General features: G+C 51.6%; 7 protein-coding genes, 1 pseudogene and 1 CRISPR repeat array. All 8 genes and pseudogenes read right to left on the bottom strand.

All coding sequences use genetic code 11. The features are described 5' to 3' along the window. Window positions 1-150: 150 nt before the first annotated feature. Window positions 151-4,772: a CRISPR direct-repeat array (repeat unit 30 nt; unit sequence GTTTCAATTCCTCATAGGTACGATCAAAAC). Between the two features lie 177 nt (window positions 4,773-4,949). Continuing rightward, window positions 4,950-5,213 carry a CRISPR-associated endonuclease Cas2 gene (locus tag BAA01_00500; GenBank protein OUM86956.1) on the bottom strand — a complete coding sequence of 88 codons (264 nt, stop codon included), beginning with the start codon at window positions 5,211-5,213 and terminating at the stop codon, window positions 4,950-4,952. A 23-nt stretch (window positions 5,214-5,236) separates the two neighbouring features. Continuing rightward, the gene (locus tag BAA01_00495) at window positions 5,237-6,229 is read right to left on the bottom strand and encodes a subtype I-B CRISPR-associated endonuclease Cas1 (GenBank protein ID OUM86955.1); all 993 of its coding nucleotides are present in this window, start codon (window positions 6,227-6,229) and stop codon (window positions 5,237-5,239) included. A gap of 44 nt (window positions 6,230-6,273) precedes the next feature. Continuing rightward, window positions 6,274-6,783, bottom strand: coding sequence for a CRISPR-associated protein Cas4 (locus BAA01_00490; protein OUM86957.1), 510 nt, complete (start codon window positions 6,781-6,783; stop codon window positions 6,274-6,276). Window positions 6,784-6,824: 41 nt separating this feature from the next. Then, complete coding sequence (locus tag BAA01_00485; protein ID OUM86954.1) at window positions 6,825-9,215, bottom strand: CRISPR-associated helicase Cas3'; 2,391 nt, start codon at window positions 9,213-9,215, stop codon at window positions 6,825-6,827. After that, window positions 9,203-9,889 (bottom strand): CRISPR-associated protein Cas5, encoded by a 687-nt coding sequence (locus tag BAA01_00480; GenBank protein OUM86953.1) that lies wholly within the window; start codon window positions 9,887-9,889, stop codon window positions 9,203-9,205. Before BAA01_00480 ends, BAA01_00485 begins: the two co-directional genes overlap by 13 nt. Before the next feature lie 13 nt (window positions 9,890-9,902). Beyond that, on the bottom strand, window positions 9,903-10,862 hold the full coding sequence (locus tag BAA01_00475; GenBank protein ID OUM86952.1) for a CRISPR-associated protein Csh2: 960 nt from the start codon (window positions 10,860-10,862) through the stop codon (window positions 9,903-9,905). Next, entirely contained in the window at window positions 10,843-12,894 is a 2,052-nt protein-coding gene (locus BAA01_00470; GenBank protein ID OUM86951.1) for a hypothetical protein, read from the bottom strand. The genes BAA01_00475 and BAA01_00470 overlap by 20 nt, the downstream gene beginning before the upstream one ends. Before the next feature lie 296 nt (window positions 12,895-13,190). After that, window positions 13,191-13,404: pseudogene (locus tag BAA01_00465) on the bottom strand (AAA family ATPase).

The raw sequence follows: 13,404 nt of genomic DNA, 5'->3' as shown, positions 1-13,404 counted from the left end.
TATCTCGATATGAGCGAGTATCTGGAGTGGCGTGCCAGTCAACCAAAACCAGTGTCAAAAGTGACACGAATTATGTAATCTGCCCTTTCTAACTGAGGGAATTTACACACAAATTTGGACTTGATCCAGGTCGCAACTACGTATGATGTCGTTTCAATTCCTCATAGGTACGATCAAAACTCGCTCCTGCTGGTCTGATTCCAGGGATGGTTTGCCTAGTTTCAATTCCTCATAGGTACGATCAAAACTTTTTATATGCCGCGAAAACTTGCGGATACCATTGGTGTTTCAATTCCTCATAGGTACGATCAAAACTTCTGTTTCACCGCCGCGGGAAAAGTGTCTACCTGAATCTGTTTCAATTCCTCATAGGTACGATCAAAACTTACGAAAGTTTCCCGGATATTCCGGGGCTCCGCGGTTTCAATTCCTCATAGGTACGATCAAAACTGAAACGAATTTCACCCGAGCGCCGCCTGTCAACAGGCCAGTTTCAATTCCTCATAGGTACGATCAAAACGAAGAGGAAGTACGCCGCCGTTTCGACGGCGTGCTCCAGTTTCAATTCCTCATAGGTACGATCAAAACGTTGATCCAGCGCGTGGGTCATGGTGGAGTGACGATCGGGTTTCAATTCCTCATAGGTACGATCAAAACCATCGAGAACAGCGCGGCCTATATGGCAAGCTGGCTGGAGTTTCAATTCCTCATAGGTACGATCAAAACCCCATTCGTGACCCTGCTCGCGCTCACTCGTCTGTTTGAGTTTCAATTCCTCATAGGTACGATCAAAACCGCCTCGCGCGGCTCGTCAGGATCGTCGCCCATATAGGCAGTTTCAATTCCTCATAGGTACGATCAAAACGAGCGTGTAGTAGAACTGGTTGTCCCTCTTCACGGTTTCAATTCCTCATAGGTACGATCAAAACAAATGGAAAGAGCCACCTTGCGGCGGCTATCTGCCAGTTTCAATTCCTCATAGGTACGATCAAAACCCGTTTCTTATCTGGAACGGTTGCGGCTCATTGTCGGTTTCAATTCCTCATAGGTACGATCAAAACCCGGGTGAGGTGAACCATCATGTTTGAACTTCTGAGAAGTTTCAATTCCTCATAGGTACGATCAAAACTGGATGTGCAGACGGTTGCAAGCCGTGCCGAACTGAAAGAGTTTCAATTCCTCATAGGTACGATCAAAACGCGATTACAAGGCTGCCCAGCAACGCATGCCCGACCGTGTTTCAATTCCTCATAGGTACGATCAAAACCGACCTACCCTTACGCAGACGAGGTTCCGGCGCAGGACGGTTTCAATTCCTCATAGGTACGATCAAAACTCGTCCGTCAACGTCGGCACAATCTCACCGCCTTTACGGTTTCAATTCCTCATAGGTACGATCAAAACCGTGGTCGGGTTTTGGGTACCGTAGTCCATACTCACGGTTTCAATTCCTCATAGGTACGATCAAAACACTCACAGTGCGGGCCGACGACAAATGCGCCCTCGCCGGGTTTCAATTCCTCATAGGTACGATCAAAACTCGTCCTCCGAAATTGCAGCAGTCTGTTCAGGAGTATGTTTCAATTCCTCATAGGTACGATCAAAACCTTTGCTAACCCCAAAAACTTCCTCATCCATCCGTGGTTTCAATTCCTCATAGGTACGATCAAAACCGAGTTTGGCGTCGATGGCAGCCTGACGGCAGCGATGTTTCAATTCCTCATAGGTACGATCAAAACACACTTTCGCAAATCAACGAAGACGAAACCGTCATGTTTCAATTCCTCATAGGTACGATCAAAACTTTTGCAGGAGCGTTGGAGCGCTCCCGCCTTTTGTGGTTTCAATTCCTCATAGGTACGATCAAAACCAGAAACTGCTGAAAGACTTCATGGCAAGGAGGGTTCAAGTTTCAATTCCTCATAGGTACGATCAAAACCTAGTCGAATGTCTTCAACCAATCGACAATTAGCGGTTTCAATTCCTCATAGGTACGATCAAAACTTGTTCCTTTAGGCATATTGCGGAAAGTGCAGGACCAAGTTTCAATTCCTCATAGGTACGATCAAAACTACCGCATGGGTCGCCGGTGCTACTGCCGGTGCGAACGTGTTTCAATTCCTCATAGGTACGATCAAAACCCACGTTGTATGGCGGATCGGTAAAGATCATGTCTGGTTTCAATTCCTCATAGGTACGATCAAAACGCAGGAAGGCCTCGAATGCAAAACCACCAGCGCCTAGTTTCAATTCCTCATAGGTACGATCAAAACACGCTGCGGCAGAAGATGCCGCACATTGTCTTTGCTGTTTCAATTCCTCATAGGTACGATCAAAACTTTACCATACAGCGAGGTGTAGGGGTATGGGTATCGAGGTTTCAATTCCTCATAGGTACGATCAAAACTCGACCACCGGATTCGGGTGATCTGGACTGAAGCAAGTTTCAATTCCTCATAGGTACGATCAAAACTTCGCTCCTTTCCTGTTTCCTTCGACAATCTGCACGTATGTTTCAATTCCTCATAGGTACGATCAAAACCTACGTCAATCGCTTTTATCATATTTATAAGGGATCGAGCAGTTTCAATTCCTCATAGGTACGATCAAAACCATCTTAGAGTATGCTCAGGAAGTTGAGGAGGAGTTTGGGGTTTCAATTCCTCATAGGTACGATCAAAACTGGAGACGGCGGAACAAATGGAAAACCGCTGAAGGGAGTTTCAATTCCTCATAGGTACGATCAAAACGAGCAGGGCGCGTTCTTCGATGCCGAGGAAGAAAAGGGTTTCAATTCCTCATAGGTACGATCAAAACTCGCACCCTTTTGCCTGCGGTGGATCCGGTTTCTTCGTGTTTCAATTCCTCATAGGTACGATCAAAACCCCTGATCAACTCGCTCCACGATCCCCTCGATAACGGTTTCAATTCCTCATAGGTACGATCAAAACCAGGTTCGGCTCCAATCCTTGAAGCTTTCCCTCTTCGTTGTTTCAATTCCTCATAGGTACGATCAAAACGTTCCAGCAGATAGGCATACTCTTCGGGCGTCCACGAAAGTTTCAATTCCTCATAGGTACGATCAAAACCCCTCAACTCGCCGTCCTCCGCGCCGTCTTTTCGGAGTTTCAATTCCTCATAGGTACGATCAAAACCTCCGTCCCCGGCCGCGTTGGCGTGAATCGAAACAAAGTTTCAATTCCTCATAGGTACGATCAAAACCATCTCTGACGGCGACCCCTTCCACGTTGACGCGAACGGGTTTCAATTCCTCATAGGTACGATCAAAACGTCGTCCACCGCCTGCCGGATATAGTTCACTGAGGCCCTCGTTTCAATTCCTCATAGGTACGATCAAAACGTTCGGGAAAGACAGCCAGAACCAAGCCAATTTCGAAATGTTTCAATTCCTCATAGGTACGATCAAAACGGATCACGTGGATACTTCGACATGTATCGAAGCCATGTTTCAATTCCTCATAGGTACGATCAAAACAGGAAGACCGCTGAGGACCGGCGGAGGTACGAATTACCAGTTTCAATTCCTCATAGGTACGATCAAAACCTGGAGTACGTCGACGAGATTTTGAAGTTGCAAGAAGTTTCAATTCCTCATAGGTACGATCAAAACCGTCCGTCCTTCCGCCACAGTTCGGACTGGTTCAGGGTTTCAATTCCTCATAGGTACGATCAAAACCATCTCTGACGGCGACCCCTTCCACGTTGACGCGAACGGGTTTCAATTCCTCATAGGTACGATCAAAACCCCATCCGTCGCGTTTGTTTCCCCAAACGTCCGAGGTTTCAATTCCTCATAGGTACGATCAAAACCTTGAAGGACTCCGGCAAGGAAAAGAAGCCGGAAATGTTTCAATTCCTCATAGGTACGATCAAAACCCACATCCACCTCCGCCGTATATGCCCCCGCCGGCCGATCGTTTCAATTCCTCATAGGTACGATCAAAACACCGCCTCATCGTTGGTAGGGATGAAGGATTGGAGTGGTTTCAATTCCTCATAGGTACGATCAAAACCCCATTTGCACCGGGTTGAATCCTGCCGCCGGCAAGTTTCAATTCCTCATAGGTACGATCAAAACCTCCAGCCTGAACACGACGAACAGCCAGCGAAACCTGTTGTTTCAATTCCTCATAGGTACGATCAAAACTCTGAAAAGCGTAACGAAGCGCTATTACGACTACGATGTTTCAATTCCTCATAGGTACGATCAAAACATTCGTAGCCTTCGACGATTTCTTCCCCACAACCAGTTTCAATTCCTCATAGGTACGATCAAAACAGCGGTTCCAGAAAGATCATCCGCACCTGTACGAAGTTTCAATTCCTCATAGGTACGATCAAAACCTCCAGTCCAGCCTCGCCGAAGATCGACGGCCGATTCGCGTTTCAATTCCTCATAGGTACGATCAAAACTCTTCCTCCATTTGCTCGTGGTATGAACAACATCCTTGTTTCAATTCCTCATAGGTACGATCAAAACCTATCCCGGCCGTATCCCCGGTACTCTCCGGCGGAGACGGAGTTTCAATTCCTCATAGGTACGATCAAAACGAAGATCACGGTGGACAGCACAATCCGGCGGCTTCGGGTTTCAATTCCTCATAGGTACGATCAAAACTCGATTGCACCTGCCATATGGATACCTCCTGTCAAAGTTTCAATTCCTCATAGGTACGATCAAAACCAATGAAGGAGGGGAAAGACATGATTTGCCCTTCGTGGTTTCAATTCCTCATAGGTACGATCAAAACCCCAAAAATGCCCAAAAATAAGGCTTTTCAATTGGCGCATTGCCACACAATAATTGCCATTCACATCTGTAGTATATCACAGATCCCTTGCCCCATCAGCATTTTCATGGCTTTTTATTTGTCGTCGACCCCCGGGGGTTTTTGCAGCACCGGGGGTCGACGACAAATTGGACGGACTCACAGGAACAAATCGATATTCCCTTTCTCAACTCCCAATATCTCACGGCTGCTGTATTTTTGTGTCCACCAGGTATAAATAATGACCGAATCCTCTTCTTCATTCATGACTCGCTGCAACTCGGCTTTCAGCTTCTTCAGGTTGACTTCGCTAATTTCGCCTTCAAAGACCGAGTTTTGCACCCAGGTCAGATATTTGCGGCACGTTTTCAGCGCACGAGCCACTCGTTTTTCTCCCACATCGTATACCAGCACCACAAACATCGGCATCGCCATCCTTCAGACCGCTACCACAACGCTTCGAATGGCTCGTACTCTTGATCGCCCATCAAATGTTTCTGAATCTTGTAAAGCTCCATACGAATCAGGCGCCTGTGACTCACTTCCCTTCCAAGTGTCCGATGTTTGATGGTCGTCCTCAGCTTCTCTTCCCATTCCTTCAAGAAGATTTTCCGTCCGGTATCCGTCAGCAGCAACCCGCCGCTCTCGCGAACGAAGTGATCCTTCGTGATCATCTGTTGTCCGACAACCTTGAAGATCACCCGGTCGACGAGAATCGGTTTGAAGATCTCGGCCACATCCAGGTTCAAGGTAAATCGACGGAAATTGCTGGTGTGAAGAAAGCCGATCCGGGGATCCAGGTGGGTTTGGTAAATCTCGCTGAGCACCTGCGTATACAACAGGGAATTGCCAAAACTGATTAATGTATTGAGTTCATTGTTCGGCGGTCTTCGGCTTCTGCGCTCAAATCGAAAGTCCGGCTTGTCCAATATGACGTCAAATGCCGAATAGTACACTTCCCGCATATGTCCCTCGACCGCCATGAGCGACGGAATATCCGTCTTGCTTCCGATCTCCGGCAACTGCGATTCAATCGAATCGATTACGCTTTGCACCGGTTTTCCCCGGCTCCGGTAGTATTTCAGTACGCGCAGCATGTTCCGGCCGGCTCCGTTCACAAATCTTCCGGCCAAGTCCAGCCTTGAGGCATTATCGAGATAATATTGTGCCTGTTTCAAAATCATGTACCCGGAATTGTAATGCTCTCGGGGATAATAACTGCCGGTGTAATAACCGTAATGGTTGAAAAAGTGTAAAATGATTTCTTTCTGTGTACACAGTTCCAGCACAGCTTTGTTCAACGTGATTTCCCCAAACAGCATCAATTCCTGCGTGTCCTCGACGGGAATGTACTGCTTGCCTTCTTCCGTCTCGAACAGGAGCGTATTGTCTTTTCGCTTCAGTTCCCCGCTGCTCAGCAGATACCTCGTCTTGCGCATCTTGGTTCCCTACCCGGTGACCTACTTACCCTCAATGACAGGATTTAGGCCCAACAGAATTCGCGATAGGCACAGTTTTTGCAGTATCCAATCTTTTGGGCTTTCGGTGGGGTAGCAGAAGACACGATACGGTGAATGCCGGAGACGGCGGACTTCAATTCCTCCAAGGAAGACTCATCCAAACGAACGGTCTCCCGCCGCTTCTCTTCGGGAAAACGAAGCTCACCGACCGCTTCCACCCCGGCTTCCCACAATTGCCACAGGTAGAAGAGAAGCTGCATTTCGGCACTCTTCCTGAATTTCGAGGATTTCTTGACTTCCGCCACGACAAGCTTCCCTTCCCGCTCACCCACCACATCCAGCCTCACATTCTCAAAAGCCAGTTCCTTCTTCTCGCGGGCATAACGCCATTCATGCAAAAATCTTCCCCATTCGAGATTTTCGTCGTGCTCGTCGGGATTGAGCTGTCGGGCCATCAGCCAGACTTGCCGCTTGCAGATGTAGTAGTACCAGATCAAGGTGCCGTTTACGCCTAACGCTTCCTGTTCGGATATGGAAGTCACGTACGCTCACCGTCCTTCCGCCCGTCGATCCGTCAATAGAATTGCCATTCGGGATCATCGACGGCCGCCATGCCGGTCTCGTCCCGGTACCCGCGTGCTCCGTGCAGACAGGGAATCCGGTGCTGCAAATATGCTTCCGAATCTGCAAGCTTAATCGCCATCTTGCCCGGCAAATTGACGACATGATAGTGAAAAAGAATCATGAAGTTTTTGCGATCCTCAAACGACAATTTCCGCAGCCAATCCCGATCCGTGTAACGTTCGTAAATCTCGTCCGCGTTCGCCATGTTGAAGTATTGCATCAGGTAGCGATAATGTTCCGGGACATAAGCTTTCGCCTCTTCCGGCACATTCCACGGTACGAACAGGGGCAGCCTCAGCGCATCGTTCTCGAACGGTTCGAACAAACCAAGCGCCGTCCAATCCCCCGCATAGGCTTTTTCAATCCTTTGCAGGCAGGCCTCGTACGTATTGTGACGGAACATGCGATCGAAATACGCCGTCAGCAACTCCCGAAGCTCCGTCTCTTCCCAAGAAGTCCGGGCATACAACAGTTCGTCCGTCAATTGTCGCAGAAATTGCTGTTTGTAGATATAAGAACGTGTATCTTTATCCCCGTCGCGCAGGAATGGTCGAACGAGGACAATGCCCTGATCGGCTTCCGCATGACGGTTCACGCGCCCGGCCGCCTGTACGATGGAGGGCAAAATCGCCGCCGCGCGATACAGAAAACGGAAACTCACGTTGACTCCCGCTTCGATAATCTGGGTGGCCACAACGGTCAACCGGGAATGCCGCTTGAGCCGTTCTTGCATTCTCCCAATCTGCACCTTCTTGTGCAGCGGAATCATGCCGCCGTGCAACAGCAGGAGATCCCCGGACCCCCTCACTCCCGCTTCCTTGAGATGCTCGTACACCAGTTGCGCATCCCGAACCGTATTGAGAATTGCACAGCGGGTCGGCTCGCGCCGCTCCATCAACAACTTTGCAACGTCCGCCTGATCGCAAGGCTCGGTGGAACATTCGAGACGATAACGATTCAGGATGTTCGGCTGGTCAGGGCACAATTCGACCGGTTGTATGCTCAGACCATACCGCGTGGGCGGCATCGTGGCGGAGAGGAACATCACTTTCAGACGATGAATCCGCTGCAACGCTTCCAGACCGGTCAGGAAGAGATTCCAGCCTTCCGGCCGGAAAATCTGCGGTTCGTCGATGATGACAATGCTGTCATCCAGCCATGCCCTGCGCAACGTATGCTGAGCCCGATCCGGAAACAACGCTCGGCAAAATTGCTGGAAGCTTGTGCAGACTACCGGGTGCGCCCAGGATTCCATCACCCTCGAAGCAAAACCGTTTTCGTGACCGGGTTCTTCGACCTCCGGTACTCCGGATCCCTGATGAATCGCGAGCGAATGGTGTTCCAGCGGGGCAAATCCGTACCAGTGCTGTACATCTCCCGAGGCCTGCTCCAACAAGGACAGGTACGGCGCCACGTAGATGATTTTCTTGCGGCTTTCCTCCCGAATCATGTCCAGCGCTAGCCGCAAGGCCAACAATGTCTTTCCGTACCCGGTGGGAAGCCCGACCGTGACGGTATCCGGAGAGCCGCATTCCCGGTAACGCCGCAAGGCCGCCGCCTGTACCCGTGAACGCAGTTCATGCATGGTGTCCCGCTGCACCGAGCTCAAGGCGGTTTCCAGGGAACGCTGGGCTCTATCCGCTTCTTCCGGCTTCCAATAACCCGGCGACATCGCCTGAATGCTGAAACGGTCCGCAGCAATGAACCGAGTGGTGGAACGTCTCCATTCCTGCAGATGCCGCATCCGTTCAAGCGGAGAATCGCCAGCTTCCTCCGGATCGAGATCATAAAATTGCAAATCCTTTACGGTCTCGATGGTGAACTTCACCCAGTCAGAAAGGTCAGGAGGTAGCAACGGAATGCCCTGCAGTTCCGGAAGTTCGTGAAGCAGAAACCGCCTGATCCCATCCATATCCAGCCGTTCCCACTCGTATTGCTGAACCCAGGACAAACGGCCACCTTGGACCAGCGTCCCCAATTGTCCGTGATGATCGGCGATATCCGCGGCCATGCGCACCCAGATCAGGCGCCGGGCGGGCCACTTGCCTTCCCTGTCCAGCCAGCGCCAGGCCAGCCATGAAAAAAGAAAGGCTCCGGCAGCCGCATGCGCCGGGCCTTTCCGGATGGCGCCCCGGCTGTTCACATAAGCCTGCCAATCCGGGTGCGCTTTGTAGATATCGTGGCACAATCCTTGCAGCTTGTATAGCACTTCCACTTCCCGATCGGTGCAGCCTTCTGTCAGCAATCGGGCCGTTTCGCGCAAATGATCCGGAAGCGGAAATCGCCGATCCCCCTCATCCGGCCTGGCTACACATGCCTCGAACGGGATCAGACCAGGCATACAATCTCCTCCCCGAAACGGCAGATTAGTCCGTCTTCCGGATCAATGGGCCGTCTCGGAATGAATCGGATCGACCGCCCGAACCGTTCATACAGGTAATCGACCGAACGTTCGAACACCCGCCCGCCCAGGTAACGATGCATGAATCCGCCGGCCCGGCTGTAATATTTCCCCGGTTCGGGCACAATCGATTCGATGAATCGCGTGGGCACGACCGTCGAAGTCTCAATTTCCGACTCGACCGGCAACACGCTGACATCCTCCACCTCACGGACAAATACCGGTTTGGTCAGCGCGAACGCACTTCCGAGATACGTGTGACAGATCGCCTTGCCTTCCTTCAGATATTGCGCAAGCTGCTCGGCCTTATCATCGCCCGCATAATAAATCCGGTATGCGGGTGACACGACCAATTCGATCGTCGTCGGGCGGTTGAAGGTGGAACCGGAATCTTTTCCGAGCATCGACATTTGCTGCGCGACCGTGCGGACCGGATTGAGCAGCGCCAGTCCGACTCGGTCGTTAGTCACAAAATCCTCGATGCCGAGGATCGCGCCGGCCAATCCCTTGATGGCCGTCGGTGTCATGAACGGATACGTAAGCTGCGTATTCGTCGTATCCGGCCTTCGGAAGAAGGCCAGATCCGCCTTTACATCGAAGACGACTCCCTTCATCCCGGAACACACCTTACCAGAGCGGCTGACGATAGGGGTCGATGTTCCCTTTCACATCCAGAGAAGGATTCACCCAAATCCTGCACCGCGCGATCCGATCTTTCTCCTGATCCAGCCTTTCCATCAATCCGGTGACGTCCAGGGTGATGTCTTTCAGCGAAGACGGCCGTCTGTCGGCGGCTGTCCACGTTTCACGATCCGGAAGCAGCCTGATCATGTCTTCCAGATAGCCGATCCGATAATGCGGATCCCGATACTCCACATGAATGAGGAACAACGACTGTTGCAAGCCCCTGCCGCGGGCCTGACGATGCTGCGTGCCTTGCCAGAGCGCCCTGAGCAGCAGTTCCTGATCCTCCTCGGTCATGCCCGTCTTGGAAGCAAGGTGATGATTAATGACGCCGGGCATGGCGAACACGGCGAACGGAAGCGTGTAAGTCGTCCAGATCGTGCCCTGGGACTTTCCTTCATCTTCTTTCGCGCCCTCCGTGCTCGGCATGACGACCGTCCCCTGCACATAGTGCGTGTCGACGGGATGCATGGAATGCGCCCAACCGAATTGTACAGGCCCTGTCAGATGGAACGAAATATTCTTCACGGAATACACGATGCCGAACGTGCGGACGTCAAAACTGTGATTCAGCAGTACGGCCTGCGGGTCTTTCTTGAACATCTCCGTCTGCCCTGCATCAGCCGCGATTTTCTCGGCCAGACCGCCGCGTCCGAGCAGCTTGCCCTTGTCATTCATGACCGGTTGCACGAAAATGAAGTACTTCTTGTCTGGACCTCCGTCGGGATAAAGCGACAGCACGTAGTCCCTGACATCCCGCTTGATGCTGACATCGCTGAGCGAGATCCGACCGTCTTCCTCGGGGAACAGACGACGGGCGTCGCTGTCGTTCAGCGGATCCCGGTTCGGTATACCGTCCTTGACAGATTTGACAAATACGAATTCACTGTTGCGAACGGTCATGGTCTTCCCCTCCCTCAGGTTGTCCGGCATTCGTGATCGGTTCCTGATCCGGTTTCTTGTACATGAGGTATCCGGACCAGAAGGTGCTGATGAATTCATGACGATGCTTGTCCAACAAGCCTTCGGCCTGATATTTCGGGAACAGGAGCAACGCCCGCGCGAGAGCCGGCGCGAAATTCTTGCCGATCAGCAAATCCCGCTGTTCGATCAGCTTCTGAAATTCAATCAGTCCATTTTGCCATACCATCTGTGGCGTCAGCTTGCTTCCGAAGTTGAGCAGCCGTTTCCGGACATAGGAGCTGTTCACTTTCTTGTGGTACGAGTTTTCAAACTGCCGGGCCAGCAGTCCGCTGATGAACCCGAGTTCGGTGACAGACCATTCCCGGTCATCCTGCCACCGTCCCTCCTGATAATCCGCCAGGAGCTGTTGCCAATTCACCGTCTTGCACCCCTTCTCCTCTCCCGCAATCTGCCGGGCATATTGATCAGCGAAACTCAGGAATGCCCAATAGAACAGCAATTCGCATCTCACGTGGTGCCATTTTTCCTGCTTCGCGCTGTCGTTGCATTTGCGTGCGGTCATCTCATGCACGCGCTCGATGCGAATGGGTTGGCGATGCAGCACTTTCTGAAGCGAATCCCATACATAACCCGGACCGAAGGCATTGGCCAGCATGGAGGGCAAATCGTCGAGCGCATGCAAAACGAACGGATCCGGAAGTCCCAGCGCCCGGATCAATTGCGGAATGTCACGGCTTTGAATACCAGCCATAATGTCCTGAATGGTTGCGGCCACGCTGGGAACGACGTCTTCGATCACGGCGCGGATGTGCATGTTCCCCCGCGACAGATCACCGGAATAATACAGGATGGTCAACCGATAATCGTCGCCGCTGCGGGGAATGAACCGATCGATACCTGCCAGCAGACGCAGATGCAACGCGCTTCTCGTCTCGTCTTCCTGCGGACGAAGCATCTGCCGGTATTTGCGATACTGTTGCTCTGAATCTCCATCCAGCAGAGGGAGCAACATCGGAATGCCGTAAATTTGCTCATAACTGCTCGCCCGGATATGTTTGCGGGCTTCCGCGTGCATGACCGGCGCGAACATTTCCTTGAGCGTAGTTGAACTTACCGGCACCTGAATCGCTTTCATGAATTGTGTGCCGTAGTAGAAGTACTCGTACGATTCCGGATCAGCCTTGATGCCTTTGGTCCACTCATCGTCCTTCCAGTAGATTGAACGCGGCATTTCCCAGGTGGGCGCAAGCCACAGCCAAGATTTGTTGTAGAGGGATACGACCCGGTCCGCCCGCCGATTCGTGAATGTCGAGATCTGGTCTGTAGCTTCTCCCAGTTCCGTCGCTTCGCGTACCTTCGCCTCGCGGATCCATGCCAGCGTAGTTTCGCTGTCCAGAACGATCCAGGTTCCAGGACGGATACCGCTTTCCTGTACTGTCAGGTCTCCCGGCTGCTCCTCGTAACGGAAACATTTCAGCTCCGGGTCGACGATCATCAGGATGCCGAGCTGCCTCTCATTGTTCGACCACTTGTTGCATTCCTTCGCGAGCAGATTGGACACCCGTCGGGCGATCAGGCCCAACTCTGATTCGTCTGCGCCGAAATAGGGAACCGTTCGCGACAGCCGGGGCATCAGTACTTCGGCAGCGAAGGTCCCGGGATCTTGCATTTCCTTGATATGTGCATCCCACATCAGGTAGCAGGGCAGAGGATAGATGCCCTGCGCTTTCAAGGGATTTCCTCCATTGGGAAAATGGAACGGAAATGAAGTACTTCTCCTGGCGTCTACTTCGAAGACGGCATTCTTACCTTCCCCTGTCCACTCCCCTAGCTGCATGTAATGCAAGGTGTCTAGTACTTCTTCTGGTGCAAGCTCCACCACCCAGACATTCTGGAAGTAATTTTTGCAATTTTCATTGTCGACGTCTGTCAACCAGCGGATGCGCTCGGTCGGCTTCATCGGACTTTGCGCCAACGGCCGCCCAATACGGATGATGGCTTCCGCGAGCATGGCAACGGTTCATCTCCCTGAATCTATCAGATTGAATCAGCCGAAACCCTTGGAGCTCTTACGCTAAAGAGATAGGTCTATCGTAGAGTTCGAATTTCCCTGTATCCCATTCACACTTCCTAAAACAAGCATCAATTATTGGAATAATATGATACTTTTTAACTATATCTTACCCGAGAGGAAAGTTTGTTTCAATCAGGAGATGCAATGTCCCGGGAGCGGAGAATCCTATGAGAATTGCTGAACGAGTGAGGCAAAATCCATAGGCGCCGTGACGGAAGATTTTACACGAGGTGTCAACGCCGGAATTCATTTGACCCACCAGAGCCGGAATAAAATTGACCCACCTGTGTGCCTGGTGTCGAATAGATTCCGGTTTTTACTTTGTCTTTGAGGCGATAGCTGTTCCCGCGAATATTGATGACATGACAGTGATGCAAAAGCCGGTCGAGAACCGCTGTTGCCAGCACAGGATCGCCCATCAGTTCGCCCCACTCGCCAATGCTCTTG

Origin of the sequence: Bacillus thermozeamaize (genome assembly GCA_002159075.1) — a bacterium.
Taxonomy (GTDB): domain Bacteria; phylum Bacillota; class Bacilli; order ZCTH02-B2; family ZCTH02-B2; genus Bacillus_BB; species Bacillus_BB thermozeamaize.
Note: the sequence above shows the minus strand (reverse complement) of the source record. Positions and strands in the feature narration are given on the sequence as shown.

Bases quoted from the DNA above. Each gene is read 5' to 3' on its own strand.
- BAA01_00480 (OUM86953.1), bottom strand. From the start codon at position 9,889: ATGAAGGGAGTCGTCTTCGATGTAAAGGCGGATCTGGCCTTCTTCCGA.
- BAA01_00475 (OUM86952.1), bottom strand. From the start codon at position 10,862: ATGACCGTTCGCAACAGTGAATTCGTATTTGTCAAATCTGTCAAGGAC.
- BAA01_00470 (OUM86951.1), bottom strand. From the start codon at position 12,894: ATGCTCGCGGAAGCCATCATCCGTATTGGGCGGCCGTTGGCGCAAAGT.
- BAA01_00485 (OUM86954.1), bottom strand. From the start codon at position 9,215: ATGCCTGGTCTGATCCCGTTCGAGGCATGTGTAGCCAGGCCGGATGAG.
- BAA01_00500 (OUM86956.1), bottom strand. From the start codon at position 5,213: ATGTTTGTGGTGCTGGTATACGATGTGGGAGAAAAACGAGTGGCTCGT.
- BAA01_00495 (OUM86955.1), bottom strand. From the start codon at position 6,229: ATGCGCAAGACGAGGTATCTGCTGAGCAGCGGGGAACTGAAGCGAAAA.